The organism is Streptomyces sp. NPDC027672, from assembly GCF_055566335.1.
Genome location: NZ_JBVHSO010000012.1, coordinates 75,218 through 94,867 on the forward strand (window position 1 = coordinate 75,218; position 19,650 = coordinate 94,867).

A 19,650-nucleotide genomic window follows, 5' to 3' on the forward strand; every position below is an offset into this window, starting at 1 on the left:
GGACCGGGAGGTCCGGGTATGTCTGGGCCCATGAGCCCCAGCCAGGGATCTCCGGTGCCGAGCGAGCACGAGACCGTCGGCGCGTACGCCCTCGGCATCCTCGACGACGCCGAGGCGACCGCTTTCGAGGCGCACCTCGCCGGCTGCGAGTGGTGCGCCCGGCAACTGGACGAACTGGCCGGCATGGAACCGATGCTGGCCGCGCTCGCCGACCTGCCCGGCTCCGGCGGCACGCCCCCGATCGGCGAGTCGCTGTCCGCCCGGCCGAGCCCCCGGCTGGCGGAGAACCTGGTCGACGAGGTCGCCGAGCAGCGCGCCCGCAAGCGCCGCCGCGGCTTCTACCTGGTCGCGGCGGCGGCCGCGCTGATCATCGGGGGCCCGCTGGCCGCCCTCGCGGTCGACGGCGGTGGGGACGGCGGGCAGGTCACCGCCACGCCCGCCCAGGCGGCCTTCCGCACCATGTCCGACAAGAAGTCCGCCACGGACGCGGCGACCCGGGTGAGCGCGACCGTCGCCCTGGCGGGCAAGGACTGGGGCACCCAGGCGGTGCTGGAGCTGAAGAACGTCAAGGGCCCGCTGAAGTGCTCCCTGGTGCTCGTCGCCAAGAACGGGCAGCGCGTGACCATGTCCTCGTGGTCCGTGCCCGACTGGGGCTACGGCGTCCCGGGCGCGCGGACCGAGGAGGCCAAGAAGCCGCTCTACATCGGCGGTGCGGCGGCCTTCCAGCCGAACGAGATCGACCACTTCGAGGTCGTGACGTTCGAGGGGAAGAAGCTGGTGCAGGTGGGCGCGTAGCGGGCGCCGTCCGCCGGGGCCGCGCGCCGCGCCCCCGGCGAGCCGCCGCCCCGTAGCCCCGACGGGTCCCCTTCGCGTACGGTTGACGGCTGCCCAGCACGTCAGAAGGGGGCCCGGTGGCCGCTCAGGTTCAGCAGTCCGCGGTCGGCTCGGTACACGAGGCGCACGATTCCGTGCGCGACCGAGAGATCAGCGTCGAACAGGAACACCTGGACCGGGTGTACCGGCGGCTGGAGGAGAAGATCCACGAGGCCGAGTTCCTCATGCAGGACGCGGCCCAGCGCGGCCAGGTCGGCACCCCGGGCGCGCTCGCCGAGCGGGACGCGCAGGTCTTCCGGGCCGGTGTCCATCTGAACCGGCTGAACAACGAGTTCGAGGACTTCCTCTTCGGACGCATCGACCTGCTGCCCGGCAAGGACGGCAAGAAGGGGCCCGACGGGGCCTACACGGCGGTCGAGCCGGCGGAGGGCGCCGTACGCGACGACGACACCGCCGACATCGCCGAGACCCTGCACATCGGCCGGATCGGCGTCCTCGACCAGGACTACTCCCCGCTGGTCATCGACTGGCGGGCGCCGGCCGCCGCGCCCTTCTACCGGGCCACGCCCGTGGAGCCGGGCCGGGTGGTGCGGCGCCGGGTCATCCGCTCCAAGGGACGCCGGGTGCTCGGCGTCGAGGACGACCTGATGCGGCCCGAGCTGACGGCCTTCCTGGACGGCCGGGAACTGCCCGTCATCGGCGATGGCGCCCTGATGGCCGCGCTCGGCCAGGCCCGCGGCCACACCATGCGGGACATCGTCTCCTCCATCCAGGCCGAGCAGGACCTCGTCATCCGGGCGCCCGCCGCCTCCGTCACCCAGGTGGAGGGCGGTCCGGGCACCGGCAAGACCGCCGTCGCCCTGCACCGCGCCGCCTACCTGCTCTACCAGGACCGCAGGCGCTACGCGGGCGGCATCCTGATCGTCTCGCCGACGCCGCTGCTCGTCGCCTACACCGAGGGCGTGCTGCCCTCGCTGGGCGAGGAGGGCCAGGTCGCCATCCGCGCGATCGGCTCGCTGGTCGACGGCGTCGAGGCCACCTTGTACGACTCCCCGGCCGTGGCCCGCGCCAAGGGCTCGTACCGGATGCTGAAGGTGCTGCGGAAGGCCGCCCGGGGCGCCCTGGAGCTGGGCCCGGCCGCACCGGCGGACAGCGCGGAGACCGCTGACACCGCGGACACCGCGGACACCGGGGACGGCGCGCGCCGGCCGGCCGGCGGGCCGCCCGCGCGTCTCCGGGTCGTCGCCTTCGGGCGCCGGCTCGAACTGGAGGCCGACGAGCTGGAACGCATCCGCCGCACCGCCCTCGGCGGCACCGCGCCGGTCAACCTGCTCCGCCCGCGCGCCCGCAGGCTGCTGCTGGACGCCCTGTGGGCCAAGTCCGGCTCCCAGACCCGGCACACCGACCCGGAGCTGGCCGCCGAGCTGCGGTCGTCCTTCGACGAGGACGTCGCGGGCGAGGACTCCTTCACCGCCTTCCTCGACGCCTGGTGGCCCGAGCTGACCCCGAAGTCGGTGCTCACCGCCATGGCCGACGACAAGCGGCTCGGCCGCTGGGCCCGGCGCATCCTGAACCCGGGCGAGGTCCGCAAGGTCGCCCGCTCGCTCAGACGCGACGGCTTCTCCGTGCACGACATCGCCCTGCTCGACGAACTCCACGCGGTCCTCGGCGCACCCGCCCGGCCCCGCCGCAAGCGCGAGCTGGACCCGCTGGACCAGCTCACCGGGCTGGAGGAGCTGATGCCGGTGCGCGAGGAGACCCAGCGTGAGCGGGCCGAGCGGCTGGCGCAGGAGCGCACCGAGTACGCGCACGTCATCGTGGACGAGGCGCAGGACCTCACGCCGATGCAGTGGCGCATGGTCGGCCGCCGGGGCCGGCACGCCACCTGGACGGTCGTCGGCGACCCGGCGCAGTCCTCCTGGTCCGATCCGGACGAGGCGGCCGAGGCCCGGGACGAGGCGCTCGGCACCCGGCCCCGGCGCCGCTTCCAGCTCACCGTGAACTACCGCAACCCGGCCGAGATCGCCGAGCTGGCCGCACGGGTGCTGGCGCTCGCCATGCCCGGCGCCGAGGCCCCGTCCGCCGTGCGCTCGACCGGGGTCGAACCCCGGTTCACCGTCGCCGGACAGGCGCTGGAGCAGACCGTGCGCGCGGAGGCCGGGCGGCTGCTGGACCTGGTGGACGGCACGGTCGGCGTGGTCGTGGCGATGAACCGGCGCGAGGAGGCCCGGCGCTGGCTGGCCGGGCTCGGCGACCGGGTGGTGGCCCTCGGCAGCCTGGAGGCCAAGGGACTGGAGTACGACGCGACGGTGGTCGTCTCGCCCGCGGAGATCGCCGACGAGTCGCCGGCCGGCCTGCGCGTGCTGTACGTGGCGCTGACCCGGGCGACGCAGCAGCTCACGGTGGTCTCCGGGGAGCGGGACCAGCCGGACGCGGCGGGCGTGCCGGACCTGCTCCGGGACTGATTTCCGAGGAAGGCGGCGCAGGGGGAATGGCTTCCGGGATCCGTTTGTTAGCCTTGACGTGACACCGGCCCGATCCAAGCCCCCGGGCCCAACCTTCGTCGCTACGAGCGACCACTTGCCGCGAGGCGAGCATGGCGGGTCGGTGTCACCTACGTGGGAGGCCCACGTCACGGATGTGACGTGGGCCTCTTTCTTTGCCCCGGCGGCCTCTTTCCTCGCCCGACCGTTTCTCGTATGGTGGAAGTCGTTTTCCGAAACCGCGCACCCGCAGCGAACCTCGCGTGAACACAACGTCCGCAACCCGGGGCGGCTACCACGTACTGGGCGGTAGGTGCGACGATCGGACGGCACAACCCGCGACACGGTGAAAGCAGAGGAAGTCGGCCATGGCAACGGCGCCCAGCGTCTCCTACTCGATGACGATCCGGCTGGAGGTGCCCGCGAGCGGAACCGCCGTATCGCAGCTCACCACCGCCGTGGAGTCCTCCGGAGGCTCGGTGACCGGCCTCGACGTCACCGCGTCCGGCCACGAGAAGCTCCGGATCGACGTCACCATCGCGGCCAGCTCCACGGCCCACGCCGAGGAGATCGTCGAGCAGCTCCGCGGCATCGAGGGCGTCACCCTGGGCAAGGTCTCCGACCGTACGTTCCTGATGCACCTCGGCGGCAAGATCGAGATGGCGTCCAAGCACCCCATCCGCAACCGTGACGACCTGTCGATGATCTACACGCCCGGCGTGGCCCGGGTCTGCATGGCCATTGCCGAGAACCCCGAGGACGCCCGCCGCCTCACCATCAAGCGCAACTCCGTTGCGGTCGTGACGGACGGTTCCGCCGTGCTCGGCCTGGGCAACATCGGCCCCAAGGCCGCGCTGCCCGTCATGGAGGGCAAGGCGGCCCTCTTCAAGCGGTTCGCCGGCATCGACGCCTGGCCGCTGTGCCTGGACACCCAGGACACCGACGCCATCGTGGAGATCGTCAAGGCCATCGCCCCGGGCTTCGCCGGCATCAACCTGGAGGACATCTCCGCGCCGCGCTGCTTCGAGATCGAGGCCCGGCTGCGCGAGGCCCTCGACATCCCCGTCTTCCACGACGACCAGCACGGCACCGCCATCGTGGTCCTCGCCGCCCTCACCAACGCCCTGCGCGTGACGGACAAGGCGATCGAGAACATCCGGGTCGTCATGTCCGGCGCCGGCGCGGCCGGCACGGCCATCCTCAAGCTGCTGCTCGCGGCCGGCGTGAAGAGCGCGGTCGTCGCCGACATCCACGGTGTCGTCCACGCGGGCCGCGCGGACCTGGTGGACGCCCCGGCCGACTCGCCGCTGCGCTGGATCGCCGACAACACCAACCACGAGGGCCTGACCGGCACCCTGAAGGAGGCCGTGCGCGGCGCCGACGTCTTCATCGGCGTCTCCGCCCCGAACGTCCTGGACGGCGCCGACGTGGCCGCCATGGCCGACGACGCCATCGTCTTCGCGCTCGCGAACCCGGACCCCGAGGTGGACCCGGCCATCGCCCGGCAGACGGCGGCCGTCGTGGCCACCGGCCGCTCCGACTTCCCGAACCAGATCAACAACGTGCTGGTCTTCCCGGGTGTCTTCCGCGGCCTGCTGGACGCCCAGTCCCGCACGGTCAACACCGAGATGATGCTCGCCGCCGCGAAAGCCCTCGCCGACGTGGTGAGCGAGGACGAGCTGAACCCGAACTACATCGTCCCCAGCGTCTTCAACGACAAGGTCGCGGGCGCGGTGGCCGGAGCGGTCCGCGAGGCGGCCAAGGCGGCCGGCGCGACGGTCTGAACGCGGCGCGCTGCGCGGTGCGGGGGGCTGTGAGCATGACCACTGCGGCCCCCCGCACCGGCGCGTCGTGGAACCACGCGGTGCCCGGTGCCCTCTAGGGTGACGGCCGAGCGGGCGCTTTTCGTGTGACTCCCCAGGGTGTTCTCACGACTGCTGCGGGTGCCGGATTGGCTTTCCCGCCGCAGGTAGGGGCAGGATGCCTCCCTGGGCGCGAGCGCATCGGCATCGCAGTGCCTCGGGCGGCTTCCGCCGCGTGGCACACCCCAACGGCAAGAAAAACACGGGAGTAACAACATGAACCGCAGTGAGCTGGTGGCCGCGCTGGCCGACCGCGCCGAGGTGACCCGCAAGGACGCCGACGCCGTGCTGGCCGCGTTCGCCGAGACCGTCGGCGAGATCGTCGCCAAGGGCGACGAGAAGGTCACCATCCCTGGCTTCCTGACCTTCGAGCGCACCCACCGTGCCGCGCGCACCGCGCGCAACCCGCAGACCGGCGAGCCCATCAACATCCCGGCCGGTTACAGCGTGAAGGTCACCGCGGGCAGCAAGCTCAAGGAAGCCGCCAAGGGCAAGTAAGGCCCCGCTTCGAGCGCCGGCCCGCTTCGGCGCCGTGGTCGACTGCCGGTCCCTCGCGGCCGGTCGCGCCCCGCGGCGGAGCCGCCAGTTCGACACGGCCCCGCGCCCCTTCGGGGCGTGCCCGGCCGGAGACGCCAAAAGGGCGGCCCCCCTCTCGCGAGGGGGGCCGCCCTTTGCCGTTCGTGACCGCTAACCGAGCGCCTTGCCGGGCAGCTCGACCTTCGCGCCCAGCTCCACCAGCTTCTCCATGAAGTTCTCGTAGCCGCGGTTGATCAGGTCGATGCCGTGCACCCGGGACGTGCCCTCGGCGGCCAGGGCCGCGATCAGGTACGAGAAGCCGCCGCGCAGGTCGGGGATGACCAGATCGGCGCCCTGGAGCCGGGTGGGCCCGGAGACGACCGCGGAGTGCAGGAAGTTGCGCGCGCCGAAGCGGCAGGCGGAGCCGCCCAGGCACTCGCGGTAGAGCTGGATGTGCGCGCCCATCTGGTTCAGCGCGGAGGTGAAGCCGAGCCGGGACTCGTACACCGTCTCGTGGATGATGGACAGGCCCGTGGCCTGGGTCAGCGCCACCACCAGCGGCTGCTGCCAGTCGGTCTGGAAACCGGGGTGCACGTCCGTCTCCAGGGCGATGGACTTGAGCTGCCCGCCCGGGTGCCAGAACCGGATGCCCTCGTCGTCGATCGTGAAGGCGCCGCCCACCTTGCGGTAGGTGTTCAGGAACGTCATCATCGAGCGCTGCTGGGCGCCGCGGACGTAGATGTCGCCGTTGGTCGCCAGCGCCGCCGACGCCCAGGAGGCGGCCTCCAGGCGGTCGGGCAGGGCGCGGTGGTTGTAGCCGCCCAGCTTGTCCACACCGGTGATGCGGATCGTGCGGTCGGTGTCCATCGCGATGATCGCGCCCATCTTCTGCAGCACGCAGATGAGGTCCTCGATCTCCGGCTCGACGGCCGCGTTGGACAACTCGGTCACGCCTTCGGCGAGTACGGCCGTCAGCAGCACCTGCTCGGTCGCGCCGACGGACGGGTACGGCAGCCGGATCTTCGTGCCGCGCAGCCGCTGCGGCGCCTCCAGGTACTGCCCGTCGGCCCGCTTCTCGATGACCGCGCCGAACTGCCGCAGCACGTCGAAGTGGAAGTCGATGGGCCGGCCGCCGATGTCACAGCCGCCCAGGCCCGGGATGAACGCGTGGCCGAGACGGTGCAGCAGCGGACCGCAGAAGAGGATCGGGATACGGCTGGAACCCGCGTGGGCGTCGATGTCGGCCACGTTGGCGCTCTCGACGTGCGTCGGGTCCAGCACCAGTTCGCCGGGCTCCTCGCCCGGACGGACCGTCACCCCGTGCAGCTGGAGCAGGCCGCGGACGACCCGCACGTCACGGATGTCCGGAACATTGCGCAGTCGGCTCGGCTCGCCGCCGAGCAGGGCGGCGACCATGGCCTTCGGCACGAGGTTCTTCGCACCGCGGACACGGATCTCGCCCTCCAGCGGGGTTCCGCCGTGGACAAGCAGGACATCGTCGTTGACGGTCATGAATCTCGCGTTCCGATGAGTTGGGCAGGGGCCGGCCGATCATTGTGCGCGGGGGCCGGGAAGACAGCGTAATCGCCGATTACCCCCCTCCCGTAAGCCCAAGTCCCGGCCGGCCCGTCATAGCTGTGTCACAACACGAATTGTTCGCCGCCGGGCACGTCGGGTCACCGCGGGCCGGGCGTGCGCCGGTGGCGCCGCCCCGCCCCGCCCCGCTTCACCCCCGTTGCCCCGATTGGGTCCCCACACCCGGGGAAGATGCGGGATCATGTCTGGCATGACCGAGGTGTCCTCGCTCACAGGGCGGCTGCTCGTGGCCACTCCCGCTCTGGCGGACCCGAACTTCGACCGCGCGGTGGTGCTCCTCCTCGACCACGACGAGGAGGGCTCCCTCGGTGTCGTCCTCAACCGCCCCACCCCGGTGGACGTCGGCGACATCCTGGAGGGCTGGGCCGACCTCGCCGGCGAGCCGGGCGTGGTCTTCCAGGGCGGACCGGTGTCGCTGGACTCGGCGCTGGGCGTGGCGGTCATCCCGGGCGGCGCGGACGCCGACCGGGCCCCGCTCGGCTGGCGGCGGGTGTACGGGGCGATCGGCCTGGTGGACCTGGAGGCCCCGCCGGAACTGCTCGCCTCGGCCGTGGGCAGCCTGCGGATCTTCGCCGGATACGCCGGCTGGGGCCCGGGCCAGCTCGAGGACGAGCTGGTCGAAGGCGCCTGGTACGTGGTCGAGTCCGAACCGGGGGACGTGTCCTCGCCGGCCCCCGAGCGGCTGTGGCGCGAGGTGCTGCGCCGCCAGCGCAACGAGCTGGCCATGGTGGCCACCTATCCGGACGACCCTTCGCTCAACTGATGCCGGGACGCTTCAGTACTCTTGCTGATATGAGCACTCTCGAGCCCGAGCGCGGGACTGGTACGGGGACCCTCGTCGAACCGACGCCGCAGGTGTCCCACGGCGACGGCGACCACGAGCGCTTCGCCCACTACGTCCAGAAGGACAAGATCATGGCGAGCGCCCTCGACGGCACCCCCGTCGTGGCGCTGTGCGGCAAGGTCTGGGTGCCGGGCCGCGACCCGAAGAAGTACCCCGTGTGCCCCATGTGCAAGGAGATCTACGAGTCCATGGGCAGCGGCGGCGACGGCAAGGGCGGCGACGGCAAGGGCGACGGCAAGTAGGTCCCCGTCCGGCCGGACGGCGAGATCCCCGGGGTGCGCGGCAGTGGCGCGTCCCGGGGATCTCCGTGTTTTCCGGCCGTCGACTGGTCCAGACCTCTTGTGGGCGCCGTGCGCAGTGCCTAGCCTTCGGGGTGCGTATCTCCGTTGTGTGTCAAGCAATGCGCGTTGCAAAGGGTGCAACGCGCTTGCGGGGTGAGGGGCTGATGACGTGGAACTGATTCCGGCGCCGCGCGCCGTGCGGGAACCGGCGGGAACTGACGTGCCCCTCGGGCCGGACACCACCCTGTGGGCCGCCCCCGGCACCGAGCGCGCCGAACGCTGGCTGCGCGCCACGCTCGGCGCGGCCCTGGGCCTGCCGCTGCGCCCCGGGCCGCGGGACGCCCGCGACGGCGTACGGCTGGTCCTGGACGACACCCTGGAGCCGGAGGCGTACCGGCTCGACGCCTGCGCGGGAAGCGGCGTGGAGATCCGCGGCGGCGGGCCCGCCGGCGTGTTCTGGGGCGCCCAGACCCTGCGCCAGCTCCTCGGCCCCGACGCCTTCCGGCGCGCCCCCGTACGGCCGGACGCCGCCCCCGCCGTGCCCGCCACGGCCGTCGAGGACGCCCCGCGGTTCCGCTGGCGCGGTCTCCTCCTGGACGTCGCCCGGCACTTCATGCCCAAGGAAGGCGTGCTGCGCTATCTGGACCTGATGGCCGCGCACAAACTCAACGTCCTGCATTTGCATCTGACGGACGATCAGGGCTGGCGCGTCGAGATCAAGCGGTATCCGAAACTGACCGAGATCGCCTCCTGGCGTACCCGGACGAAATTCGGCCACCGCGCCTCACCGCTGTGGGACGAGAAACCGCACGGCGGGTACTACACCCAGGACGACATCCGGGAGATCGTCGCCTACGCCGCCGAGCGGCACATCAGCGTCGTCCCCGAGATCGACGTGCCGGGCCACTCGCAGGCCGCCATCGCCGCGTACCCGGAACTCGGCAACACCGACGTCGTCGACACCGCCGCCCTGTCCGTCTGGGACACCTGGGGCATCTCCGCCAACGTGCTGGCCCCCACCGACACCACCCTGCGCTTCTACGAAGGCGTGTTCGAGGAAGTGCTGGAGCTGTTCCCGGCCGGCGCCGCCGAGTTCTCCGCGTTCGTGCACGTCGGCGGCGACGAGTGCCGCAAGGAGCAGTGGACCGAGTCCGTCACCGCCAAGACCCGCATCGCCGACCTCGGGCTCACCGACGAGGACCAGCTCCAGTCCTGGTTCATCGGCCACTTCGACGCCTGGCTCGCCGCGCGCGGGCGCCGCCTCATCGGCTGGGACGAGATCCTGGAGGGCGGGCTCGCGCCGGGCGCGGCGGTCTCCTCCTGGCGCGGCTACGCGGGCGGCGTCGCCGCCGCCCGGGCCGGCCACGACGTGGTCATGTGCCCCGAGCAGTACGTCTACCTGGACCACCGGCAGGCCCCGGGCGACGACGAACCCGTGCCCATCGGCTTCGTCCGCACCCTGGAGGACGTCTACCGCTTCGAGCCGGTGCCGGCCGCGCTCACCGCCGAGGAGGCCCGCCGGGTGCTGGGCACGCAGGCCAACGTGTGGACCGAGGCGCTGGAGGACTCCGCGCGGGTGGACTACCAGGCCTTCCCGCGCCTCGCCGCCTTCGCCGAGGTGGCCTGGAGCCCGCTGCCCGCGCCGGCCGAACGGGACTACGCCGGCTTCGCGCGCCGGATGAGCGCCCACTACCGGCGGCTCGACGCCCTCGGCGTCGCCTACCGGCCGGCCGACGGGCCCCGCCCCTGGCAGCGGCGCCCCGGCGTGCCCGGCCGCCCGATCGACGGGCCGCCCCCGAACCGGTGACGGCGCGGGGCCGCCCCGCCCCGCACCCGTAACGGTAAAACCCGCCAGGATCACCGAAGAGTGGCAATCCGCGCGCACCGGTGATGCCGTGCGAAACCGGGCCATCCCCCTGGTGAGACGGGCGAATGCCTCCTAGCGGACCCCCGCGTCCGGGCGTCGCGAAGATGTGCCAGAGTTGCGTCGTCCGCCCTGTCAGCACGTACCGTACGGCAGCACAGGCGGGACCAGGTGGGGCAGCGGGAAGGGGCAGCCGGTTTGACCACGCACGCACCGCGGACGGCGCAGGCCGTCACGTTGCCCACGACACTGGACGAGGCCGTCGCGGCCCTGGCCGCCCGGCCCGCCGCCGTCCCCGTGGCGGGCGGCACCGACCTGATGGCCGCCGTCAACTCCGGTCAGCTCAGGCCCGCCGCGCTGGTGGGACTCGGCCGGATCAGCGAGATCCGCGGCTGGCAGTACCAGGACGGCCACGCGCTGCTCGGCGCCGGCCTCACGCACGCGCGCATGGGCCGCCCCGACTTCGCGGCCCTCATCCCGGCGCTCGCCGCCGCCGCGCGCGCCGCGGGCCCGCCGCACATCCGCAACGCCGGCACCCTGGGCGGCAACATCGCCTCGGCCGCCCCCACCGGGGACGCGCTGCCGGTGCTGGCCGCCCTGGAGGCGACGCTGATCATCGCGGGCCCGGGCGGCGCCCGCCGGGAGATCCCGGTGTCGCACCTGCTGGCCGGCGTGGAGATGCTGCGCGGCGGCGAACTCATCGGCTATGTGCGCGTACCGCTGCTGCACGCCCCGCAGGTCTTCCTGAAGGCCACCGGACGCACCGGCCCGGGCCGCGCGCTGGCCTCCGTGGCCCTCGTGCTCGACCCCGCCCGGCGCGGTGTGCGCTGCGCCGTCGGCGCCATCGCGCCGATGCCGCTGCGGCCGCTGGAGGCCGAGCAGTGGATCGCGGGACTCATCGACTGGGACAACGACCGCGCCCTCGTACCGGAGGCCCTGCACGCCTTCGGCGAGTACGTCGCCGCGGCCTGCATCCCCGACCCGGCCCCCGGGCCGGACGGTTCGGCGGCCCCGCTCCCGCCGGCCGTACTGCACCTGCGGCGCACCGTCGCCGCGCTGGCCCGACGAGCACTGGGGAGGGCGCTGTCGTGACCGACGACCAGCACGGAGAGGCCACGCCCCAGGGCGGCGGACGCTGGGACCCGCTGCCCCAGGGCGACTACGACGACGGCGCCACCGCCTTCGTCAAGCTCCCCGAAGGCGGCATCGACGCGCTGCTGTCCGGCGACAGCCCGCTGGCCGCGCCCGGGCACGGCTACGTGCCGCCGCGGATCGCGGCCACGCACGCCGAAGGCGCCGCGGTCTGGCCGGTGCCGGACGCGGGCGGCCAGTGGCCAGGACCGGACGCCGGGGCCGCGCCGCACACCGCGGACGACCGGTTCACCTACCAGCCCGAGGCCACCCAGCAGTGGGCCTACGAGGAGCCCGCGGCACCGGCCGCCCCGGGGCACGACGTCACCGGGCAGTGGTCCATCCCCGTCGCCGGGGGCCACCTCCCCGACGAGTCGGGCGAGTTCACCGCGTCCGCGCTGGCCGGGCAGTGGGGCGGCGCGCCGGCCACGCTGCCCGGCGGCGCGCCGGCCCCCTGGGCGACGGACGGCGCGGGCCACGCGTGGGACGCCCCCGGCCACATCGACGCGGGCGCGCCCCAGGCGTACGCCCCGGCCACCGGGTACGGACACCCGGCACCCGACCAGGGCGGCACGGGGGACACCGGGCACGGCTACCCGGCGCCGGGCCACGCGGAGCCCGGTCACCTGCAGCCCGGTCACGCGGAGCCCGGTCACGTGGAGAACGCCGACGCGGAGGCGGGACACGCGGAGGGTGTTCACGGGCAGCCTGGTCACGTAGAGCCCGGACACGCCGAGGGTGTTCACGCGCAGCCTGGTCATGTGGAGCCTGGACACGCCGACGCCGCCCATGCGCAACCTGGTTACGCGGAGGCGGGACACGCCGAGGGTGGTCACGGGCAGCCTGGTCACGTAGAGCCCGGACACGCCGAGGGTGCCCACGCGCAGCCCGGACACGCCGGCAGCGGTCACGCGGACGCCGGTCACGGCGGGGCGGAACACGCCGACGACGCTGGTGCCACGGACGCCGGTCACCCGGAGGACGTGCTCCCGGACGCCGGTCAGCCCGAGGGTGGTCACGCCGAGGGTGGTCTCCCGGACACCGGGTACTTCGGGACGGGACACGCCGACACCGGACACCCGGAGGACGTGCTCCCGGACGCCGGTCACCCCGAGGGTGGTCACGCCGAGGGTGGTCACGCCGAGGGTGGTCTCCCGGACGCCGGGCACGCCGAGTCGGAACACGCCCACGCCGGACACGCCGAGGCCGGTGCCGTCGACGCGCCGGGCGGTGCCGACGCGCCGGGCGTCGCCGCCGCGTCCGGCGGACCGGTCGCACCGGCGCATCCGCAGACCGGGCCCGGTGTGGCGCCGGAGGCGGAAGTCCACGCCCTCGCGGACGCCCCTGAGCGCCCCGCTGAGGCCCCCGCGGGCCACGACCGGCCGAGCGGTCCGGCCGACGCGTCCGGGTCCGCCACGGCGGCGACCACGGCCGCCGAGGCTCCTCAGGACCCCGACGCCCCCGCCGCGCCGACGGCCGCACCCGAGCCCGCCGCGGCCGAGCCGGACGAGTCCGCCGAGTCCGCCGAGTCCGCCGTAGCTGAGGCTGCCGCCGAGGCCGCCGAACCGGCCCCGGAAGCAGAAGCCGAAGCCGAAGCCGCGACCGAAGCCGAAGCCGCGGGCGTGGCTGCGGCCGTGCCCGAGGACGGCGGGGAACCGGCCGCCGCGCCCCTGGCGCCGCACGACGACCACCCGCTCGCCTCCTACGTGCTGCGCGTCAACGGCGCCGACCGGCCGGTCACCGACGCCTGGATCGGCGAGTCCCTGCTGTACGTGCTGCGCGAACGGCTGGGCCTGGCCGGCGCCAAGGACGGCTGCTCGCAGGGCGAGTGCGGCGCCTGCAACGTGCAGGTCGACGGCCGTCTGGTGGCCTCCTGCCTGGTCCCGGCGGTCACCACGGCCGGCAGCGAGGTGCGCACCGTCGAGGGCCTGGCCGTGGACGGACAGCCCTCCGACGTCCAGCGCGCGCTGGCCCGGTGCGGTGCCGTGCAGTGCGGTTTCTGCGTACCGGGCATGGCGATGACCGTGCACGACCTGCTGGAGGGCAACCCGGCGCCGAGCGAGCTGGAGGCCCGGCAGGCCCTGTGCGGCAACCTGTGCCGCTGCTCGGGCTACCGGGGCGTGCTGGAGGCCGTCAAGGAGGTCGTCGCCGAGCGCGAGGCGTCCCACGGCGGTGGCGGGGCGGACGGGGACGACGCCCGTATCCCGCACCAGGCGGCCCCCGGCTCCGGCGGCGTCCACCCGTCGGCCTTCGAGGCACCGGGCGCGTTCGCCGCCCCGCGCTCACGGGAGCCGTACGAGGCACCGGGCCCGTACCAGGCACCCGGCCCGTACGACGCCCCCGACCCGTACGGCACGCCCCCCGGACCGCCCGACGAGCACCCGGGAGCGCAGGACCAGCACTACGGCCAGGACGGAGGCCAGGCGTGAGCAACGAAGCCGGCATCGCGACCACCGCCGCGGAACCCGCCTCCGCGACCGAGCCGTCGCCGCACGGCCTCGGCGCCTCCCTGCCGCACGCGGACGCCCGCGCCAAGACCGAGGGCACCTTCCCGTACGCCGCCGACCTGTGGGCCGAGGGCCTGCTGTGGGCCGCCGTGCTGCGCTCCCCGCACGCGCACGCGCGCATCGTGTCCATCGACACCACCCACGCGCGCGAGATGCCCGGCGTCCGGGCCGTCATCACCCACGAGGACGTGCCCGGCACGCCCCGGCACGGCCGCGGCACGCCCGACCGGCCGGTGTTCGCCTCCGACGTCGTACGCCACCACGGCGAGCCCATCGCCGCGGTCGCCGCCGACCACCCGGACACCGCGCGGATGGCCGCCGCCGCCGTCATCGTCGAGTACGAGGTGCTCGACCCGGTCACCGACCCCGAACGGGCCTTCGAAGCACAGCCGTTGCACCCCGACGGGAACCTGATCCGGCACATCCCGCTGCGCCACGGCGACCCGGAGGCGGCCGGCGAGGTCGTGGTCGAGGGCCTGTACCGCATCGGCCGCCAGGACCCGGCCCCGATCGGCGCCGAGGCCGGACTCGCCGTGCCGCGCCCCGACGGCGGGGTGGAGCTGTACCTCGCCTCCACCGACCCGCACACCGACCGCAACACGGCCGCCGCCTGCTACGGCCTGCCACCCGAACGGGTGAAGATCGTCGTCACCGGGGTGCCCGGCGCCACGGCGGACCGCGAGGACCAGGGCTTCCAGCTCCCGCTCGGCCTGCTCGCGCTCCGCACCGGCTGCCCGGTGAAGCTCACCGCCACGCGCGAGGAGTCCTTCCTCGGCCACGCCCACCGCCACCCCACCCTGCTGCGCTACCGCCACCACGCCGACGCCGAGGGCAGACTCGTCAAGGTGGAGGCCCAGATCCTGCTGGACGCGGGCGCGTACGCCGACACCTCCGCCGACGCCCTGGCCGCCGCCGTCTCCTTCGCCTGCGGCCCGTACGTGGTGCCGAACGCGTTCATCGAGGGCTGGGCCGTACGCACCAACAACCCGCCCTCCGGTCACGTACGCGGCGAGGGCGCCCTGCAGGTGTGTGCCGCCTACGAGGCGCAGATGGACAAACTGGCGCGGAAACTGGGCCTGGACCCGGCCGACCTGCGCCTGCGCAACGTCCTGGCGACCGGGGACGTCCTGCCGATCGGCCAGACCGTGACCTGCCCGGCCCCGGTCGCCGAACTCCTCCAGGCCGTCCGGGACTTCCCGCTGCCCGAGCTGCCGGTGGACCTGCCCGAGGAGGAGTGGCTGCTGCCCGGCGGCCCCGAGGGCGCAGGCGAACCGGGCGCGGTGCGCCGGGGCGTCGGCTACGGCCTGGGCATGGTGCACATGCTGGGCGCGGAGGGCGCCGACGAGGTGTCCACGGCCACCGTCAAGGTCCACGACGGCGTGGCGACCGTGCTGTGCGCCGCCGTGGAGACCGGCCAGGGCTTCACCACGCTGGCCCGGCAGATCGTCCAGGAGACCCTGGGCGTCGAGGAGGTCCACGTCGCGCCCGTCGACACCGACCAGCCGCCGGCCGGCGCGGGCTGCCGGGGCCGGCACACCTGGGTGTCGGGCGGCGCGGTGGAGCGCGCGGCGAAGATGGTCCGCGCCCAGCTCCTCCAGCCGCTCGCGCACAAGTTCGGCATGTCGACGGAGCTGCTCCAGATCGCCGACGGCAAGATCACCTCGTACGACGGGGTGCTGTCGACCACCGTCGCGGAGGCACTGGAGGGCAAGGAGCTGTGGGCCACGGCCCAGTGCCGCCCGCACCCCACCGAACCGCTGGACGCCGCCGGCCAGGGGGACGCCTTCGTGGGCCTCGCGTTCTGCGCGATCCGCGCGGTGGTGGACGTCGACGTGGAGCTGGGCTCGGTCCGGGTGGTGGAGCTGGCGGTCGCGCAGGACGTCGGCCGGATCCTCAACCCGGCCCAGCTCGCCGCCCGTATCGAGGCGGGCGTCACCCAGGGCGTGGGCATCGCCCTCACCGAGAACCTGCGGACACCGCGCGGCCTGGTCCGCCACCCCGACCTCACCGGCTACGCCCTGCCGACCGCGCTGGACGCCCCGGACATCCGGATCGTGAAACTGGTCGAGGAACGGGACGTGGTGGCGCCCTTCGGCGCCAAGTCGGTCAGCGCGGTCCCGGTGGTGACGGCACCGGCCGCGATCGCCTCCGCGGTGCGCGCCGCCACCGGCCGCCCGGTCAACCGGCTGCCGATCCGCCCGCAGGCGGCGGTGGTGGCGGACCGGTGAGCCCGCCACCGTCCGGCGGACCGCGCTACGAGCCCGCGCCCGGCGCGGGCCGGCTGCTGCTGTGGATCGCGGTGTTCGCGGTGGCGGCCCTCGCCGTCGTGCTGGGCGGCGTCTACCTCACCTGAGGTGCCGGCCGGCGGGACCGTGCGCCGGGCCCGCCGGGTGTCTTCCCTCGTGCGGGGCGTTGTCAGTGGGCCGGCGTAGTGTGCCGAGCGGTGGGGGGACCTGCCCGGGGGCGCGCACGAAGCGGTGCGCGCGCCTGCCACGCACGGGGAAGATCGCGGGGGAGCGATGAGCACGACCGACGCCGGAATCGCGGCGATCACGCTGACCGAGGCGGAGCTGGACCGGTACGTCAGCCACGCGCCGACGCGCGGCCTGCTCGCGGACCCCGGTCTGCCCGCCCGTACCGGTGCGCTGACCTTCTCGCCGCTGCGCACGCACGGCCTGCGCACCCTCGCCGACGCCGCCGACGGCCCCTTCCGCCTCGCCGAGGAGCTGCGCGGCCGGCTGGTCATCGGCGAACTCCTCACCCCGGCCGGCCGGGAGAGCGCCTCGATCCTGCTCGACGGCGCGACGGGCGAGCTGACGACGGCCTTCCTGTTCGACCCGGCCGAGCCGCGCCCCTTCGCGCCGTCCCTGCACACCCTGCTGCGCTTCGCCGCGGTCACCGAGGAACTGGCGGGCCTGCGCGGCCGGTTCGCCGCCCTCGCCGGCCGGTACGGCCCCCAGACGGTGACCGAGGCGTCCCGGCGCCTCCTCACCCTCTTCGAGGAGGGCTCGGACGGCGCCGTCCCGCCGTACTGGAAGGTGGCGGCGCTCATCCGCCCGCTCGCGTTGGTCGCCGGCCCCGGCACGGCCTCCGGGCTCACCCTGGACGTCCCCGCGCGCGTGCTGGACCAGGAGTTCGGGCACGGCAGGGTGACCCGGCACGAGGAGGTCGACTTCCCGGCGACGCTCACCCACGGGCCGACCCGCCGCTTCCTGTGCGAGACGGGACTGCCGCAGGCGGCGGTCTTCTTCCACGCCGACACGGACGCCCCGCTCCCGACGCTGCGGGAGTACTTCGCCGAGGAACACCCCGGCCGTCCCGCCGCGCTGCTCCCGGCCCACTGCGACCACCTGGTCCGCCTGGGCCGGCTGGACGAGGAGACCAGCCTGGTGGTCGACGGCAGAACGGGCGCGGTGCTGACCTACAGCCACCCGGACGCGACGCTCAACGCCCTGAACACCGACGTCTCCACGCTGGCGTTCACCCTCTGGCTGCTCCACCACGAGCGCACGATCGACGCCCACCTGGGCGGCGAGCTGGCGACCCGGGCCTACGAGGACCTGGCCGCCGCGATGATCCACACCCTGAACAGCGTGGACCCCACCGGCACCCTGCCGGACACCACCTGGCACTACTGGACGGACCTGCTCCGCAACGACCCGGACACCCTCTTCTGAACACCCGTCCCCGCACGGAACGCCGACATCGCGGCCGACCACCCGCCAGTGGCCGACCGCGTACCGGTATGGAGGCCGTGGCGGGAATCGAACCCACGTAACTCGCTTTGCAGGCGAGTCCCTAAACCACTCGGGCACACGGCCGTGTTGAGTTGTCGTTCTCGGCCGTGGGGGGAATCGGACCCACGTGACTCCCCGCGAGCGGAGCTCGCTGATGGATGCAGCGCAGGCGAGTCCCTGAACCACTCGGGCACACGGCCGTGTTGAGTTGTCGTACTCGGCCGCGATGGGAACGCCGCCGGGTTCGTGAGACGAACGTACGGGGGCGGGCCGGTGGGGCTCAAGGGGCGGCGGGGCGCCGCAATGCGACTGCCATACGCCGTTCATGAAACGGCGCGGGATCTACGACCATGGGCGGAGCGCGGGTCGGTCTTCTGACAGGGGTCAAAGTCGGTTGCGGGCCTTACCCTGACGGTCATGAGCGCCCTCGAATCCCGTGACCCCGCCGTCCTCGATCCCCCCGCCGAGCAGGCGTCCGGCGTGCTGAGCCGGGCCTACCGGGCGCTCAGTGTCGGGATCGTGTCCGTCGTCGTGCTGATCGCCTTCGAGGCGACCGCCGTGGGCACGGCGATGCCGGTCGCCGCCCGGGAGCTGGACGGCGTGGCGCTGTACGCGTTCGCCTTCTCCGGCTACTTCACGACCAGCCTCTTCGGCATGGTGCTCGCCGGGCAGTGGTCCGACCGCCGGGGCCCGCTCGGCGCCCTGACGGCCGGCATCGGGGCCTTCGCGGCGGGGCTCGTCGTCGCCGGCACCGCGCAGGCCATGTGGGTGTTCATCCTCGGCCGGGCCGTGCAGGGCCTGGGCGGCGGCCTGGTGATCGTCGCGCTGTACGTGGTCGTGGGCCGGGCCTATCCGGAACGGCTGCGGCCCGCGATCATGGCGGCGTTCGCGGCCGGCTGGGTCGTCCCGTCCATCGTCGGCCCCCTGGCCTCCGGCGCCGTCACCGAGCACCTCGGCTGGCGCTGGGTGTTCGTCGGCATCCCGGTCCTCGTCGTGTTCCCGCTCGCCCTCGCCCTGCCCCAGATACGGCGCAGGGCGGCGGGCCCGGTGGACGGGCGGGCCGGCGCCGGCTCCGTCGACCGGCGGCGCATCCGGCTCGCGCTCGGCATCTCCCTGGGCGCCGGGCTCCTCCAGTACGCCGCGCAGGACCTGCGCCCCCTCTCCCTGCTCCCGGGGCTGGCCGGCGCCGCGCTGCTGGTGCCCGCCGTGCTCGGCCTGCTCCCGCGCGGCACCTACCGGGCGGCCCGCGGGCTGCCCTCCGTCGTGCTGCTGCGCGGGCTGGCCGCCGGTTCCTTCATCTCCGCCGAGTCCTTCGTGCCGCTGATGCTGGTCACCCAGCGCGGGCTGTCGCCGACGCTCGCCGGGTTCTCGCTGGCGGCCGGCGGCGGCACCTGGGCGCTGGGCTCGTACGTGCAGTCCCGGCCGCGCCTGGCGCCGTACCGGGAGCGGCTGATGACCGCCGGCATGGTGATGACCGCCGCCGCGATCACCACCGCGCCGAGCGTGCTGATCCACGCCGTGCCCGTGTGGACGGTGGCCGTGGCCTGGGGCGTCGGCTGCTTCGGGATGGGCCTGGTGATCTCCTCCACCAGCGTGCTGCTGCTGCGGCTGTCCGCCCCGGCGCAGGCCGGCGCCAACTCCGCCGCGCTCCAGATCTCCGACGCCCTGACCAACGTCGTCCTGCTGGCCGGGACCGGCGCGGCCTTCGCCGCCCTGGGCGGCGGCAGCACCGCGGCCACCACGGCGGGCGGCGGGCACCCCGCCGCCTTCGCCGCCGTCTTCCTGCCGATGGCGGTGGTGGCGCTGGCGGGCGCCTGGGTGACGACGCGGCTGCGGGAACGGCCCTCGCGCGCCGGGTGACAGGCCGGTCACCGGGAGGCGCGGGGCCAGTGACCGGAGGGTCCGCCGGGCCGGTGACCGGCAGGCGGGGGGCCGGTGACCGGAGGGTCCGCCGGGCCGGTGACCGGCAGGCGCGGGGCCGGTGACCGGCAGGCG

Annotated in this window: 14 protein-coding genes and 2 tRNA genes; 13 read left to right on the top strand and 3 right to left on the bottom strand. The window is 74.2% G+C overall.

Features of this window, described 5'->3' with window-relative positions:
• The first annotated feature begins 30 nt into the window (after positions 1-30).
• From ACZ4SV_RS26965 to ACZ4SV_RS26980, 4 genes are all read left to right on the top strand, one after another.
• Positions 31-795, top strand: coding sequence for an anti-sigma factor family protein (locus tag ACZ4SV_RS26965; protein WP_365871521.1), 765 nt, complete (start codon positions 31-33; stop codon positions 793-795).
• Positions 796-911: 116 nt separating this feature from the next.
• Positions 912-3,299 (top strand): HelD family protein, encoded by a 2,388-nt coding sequence (locus tag ACZ4SV_RS26970; protein ID WP_468007111.1) that lies wholly within the window; start codon positions 912-914, stop codon positions 3,297-3,299.
• Between the two features lie 386 nt (positions 3,300-3,685).
• Complete coding sequence (locus ACZ4SV_RS26975; protein WP_397941240.1) at positions 3,686-5,101, top strand: NAD-dependent malic enzyme; 1,416 nt, start codon at positions 3,686-3,688, stop codon at positions 5,099-5,101.
• A 294-nt stretch (positions 5,102-5,395) separates the two neighbouring features.
• Positions 5,396-5,677 carry an HU family DNA-binding protein gene (locus tag ACZ4SV_RS26980; protein WP_023550134.1) on the top strand — a complete coding sequence of 94 codons (282 nt, stop codon included), beginning with the start codon at positions 5,396-5,398 and terminating at the stop codon, positions 5,675-5,677.
• Between the two features lie 189 nt (positions 5,678-5,866).
• On the opposite strand, the gene murA is transcribed toward ACZ4SV_RS26980, so the two are convergent.
• Positions 5,867-7,207 (bottom strand): UDP-N-acetylglucosamine 1-carboxyvinyltransferase, encoded by a 1,341-nt coding sequence (gene murA / locus ACZ4SV_RS26985; protein ID WP_365941862.1) that lies wholly within the window; start codon positions 7,205-7,207, stop codon positions 5,867-5,869.
• A gap of 274 nt (positions 7,208-7,481) precedes the next feature.
• Between murA and ACZ4SV_RS26990 the strand changes: the two genes are divergently transcribed.
• From ACZ4SV_RS26990 to ACZ4SV_RS27025, 8 genes are all read left to right on the top strand, one after another.
• Positions 7,482-8,054, top strand: a complete 573-nt coding sequence (locus ACZ4SV_RS26990; protein ID WP_365878662.1) for a YqgE/AlgH family protein — start codon at positions 7,482-7,484, stop codon at positions 8,052-8,054.
• 29 nt (positions 8,055-8,083) lie between these two features.
• The gene (locus ACZ4SV_RS26995) at positions 8,084-8,377 is read left to right on the top strand and encodes a DUF3039 domain-containing protein (RefSeq protein WP_365878664.1); all 294 of its coding nucleotides are present in this window, start codon (positions 8,084-8,086) and stop codon (positions 8,375-8,377) included.
• Positions 8,378-8,585: 208 nt separating this feature from the next.
• Complete coding sequence (locus tag ACZ4SV_RS27000; protein WP_468007114.1) at positions 8,586-10,223, top strand: beta-N-acetylhexosaminidase; 1,638 nt, start codon at positions 8,586-8,588, stop codon at positions 10,221-10,223.
• 255 nt (positions 10,224-10,478) lie between these two features.
• Positions 10,479-11,372, top strand: coding sequence for an FAD binding domain-containing protein (locus ACZ4SV_RS27005; RefSeq protein WP_365878668.1), 894 nt, complete (start codon positions 10,479-10,481; stop codon positions 11,370-11,372).
• The gene (locus tag ACZ4SV_RS27010) at positions 11,369-13,840 is read left to right on the top strand and encodes a (2Fe-2S)-binding protein (RefSeq protein ID WP_468007116.1); all 2,472 of its coding nucleotides are present in this window, start codon (positions 11,369-11,371) and stop codon (positions 13,838-13,840) included. The genes ACZ4SV_RS27005 and ACZ4SV_RS27010 overlap by 4 nt, the downstream gene beginning before the upstream one ends.
• Positions 13,837-16,146: a xanthine dehydrogenase family protein molybdopterin-binding subunit gene (locus ACZ4SV_RS27015; RefSeq protein ID WP_397967797.1), complete on the top strand. Its 2,310-nt coding sequence runs from the start codon at positions 13,837-13,839 to the stop codon at positions 16,144-16,146. The genes ACZ4SV_RS27010 and ACZ4SV_RS27015 overlap by 4 nt, the downstream gene beginning before the upstream one ends.
• On the top strand, positions 16,143-16,271 hold the full coding sequence (locus tag ACZ4SV_RS27020; protein WP_365878674.1) for a hypothetical protein: 129 nt from the start codon (positions 16,143-16,145) through the stop codon (positions 16,269-16,271). Before ACZ4SV_RS27015 ends, ACZ4SV_RS27020 begins: the two co-directional genes overlap by 4 nt.
• A gap of 166 nt (positions 16,272-16,437) precedes the next feature.
• Entirely contained in the window at positions 16,438-17,595 is a 1,158-nt protein-coding gene (locus tag ACZ4SV_RS27025; protein ID WP_468007119.1) for an SUKH-4 family immunity protein, read from the top strand.
• Positions 17,596-17,664: 69 nt separating this feature from the next.
• Here ACZ4SV_RS27025 and ACZ4SV_RS27030 read toward each other — a convergent pair.
• Both ACZ4SV_RS27030 and ACZ4SV_RS27035 read right to left on the bottom strand, forming a co-directional pair.
• A tRNA-Cys gene (locus ACZ4SV_RS27030) sits at positions 17,665-17,739 on the bottom strand.
• 18 nt (positions 17,740-17,757) lie between these two features.
• Positions 17,758-17,855 (bottom strand) — tRNA-OTHER (locus tag ACZ4SV_RS27035).
• Between the two features lie 217 nt (positions 17,856-18,072).
• On the opposite strand from ACZ4SV_RS27035, the gene ACZ4SV_RS27040 reads away from it, so the two are divergent.
• Complete coding sequence (locus ACZ4SV_RS27040) at positions 18,073-19,515, top strand: MFS transporter (RefSeq protein ID WP_468007121.1); 1,443 nt, start codon at positions 18,073-18,075, stop codon at positions 19,513-19,515.
• Positions 19,516-19,650 lie beyond the last annotated feature (135 nt).

What these genes read in the sequence shown, in the direction of transcription:
- ACZ4SV_RS26990 (WP_365878662.1), top strand. Translation starts at nt 7,482, where the DNA reads ATGACCGAGGTGTCCTCGCTCACAGGGCGGCTGCTCGTGGCCACTCCC.
- murA (WP_365941862.1), bottom strand. Translation starts at nt 7,207, where the DNA reads ATGACCGTCAACGACGATGTCCTGCTTGTCCACGGCGGAACCCCGCTG.
- ACZ4SV_RS26965 (WP_365871521.1), top strand. Translation starts at nt 31, where the DNA reads ATGAGCCCCAGCCAGGGATCTCCGGTGCCGAGCGAGCACGAGACCGTC.
- ACZ4SV_RS26980 (WP_023550134.1), top strand. Translation starts at nt 5,396, where the DNA reads ATGAACCGCAGTGAGCTGGTGGCCGCGCTGGCCGACCGCGCCGAGGTG.
- ACZ4SV_RS27025 (WP_468007119.1), top strand. Translation starts at nt 16,438, where the DNA reads ATGAGCACGACCGACGCCGGAATCGCGGCGATCACGCTGACCGAGGCG.
- ACZ4SV_RS26995 (WP_365878664.1), top strand. Translation starts at nt 8,084, where the DNA reads ATGAGCACTCTCGAGCCCGAGCGCGGGACTGGTACGGGGACCCTCGTC.
- ACZ4SV_RS27040 (WP_468007121.1), top strand. Translation starts at nt 18,073, where the DNA reads ATGAGCGCCCTCGAATCCCGTGACCCCGCCGTCCTCGATCCCCCCGCC.
- ACZ4SV_RS26975 (WP_397941240.1), top strand. Translation starts at nt 3,686, where the DNA reads ATGGCAACGGCGCCCAGCGTCTCCTACTCGATGACGATCCGGCTGGAG.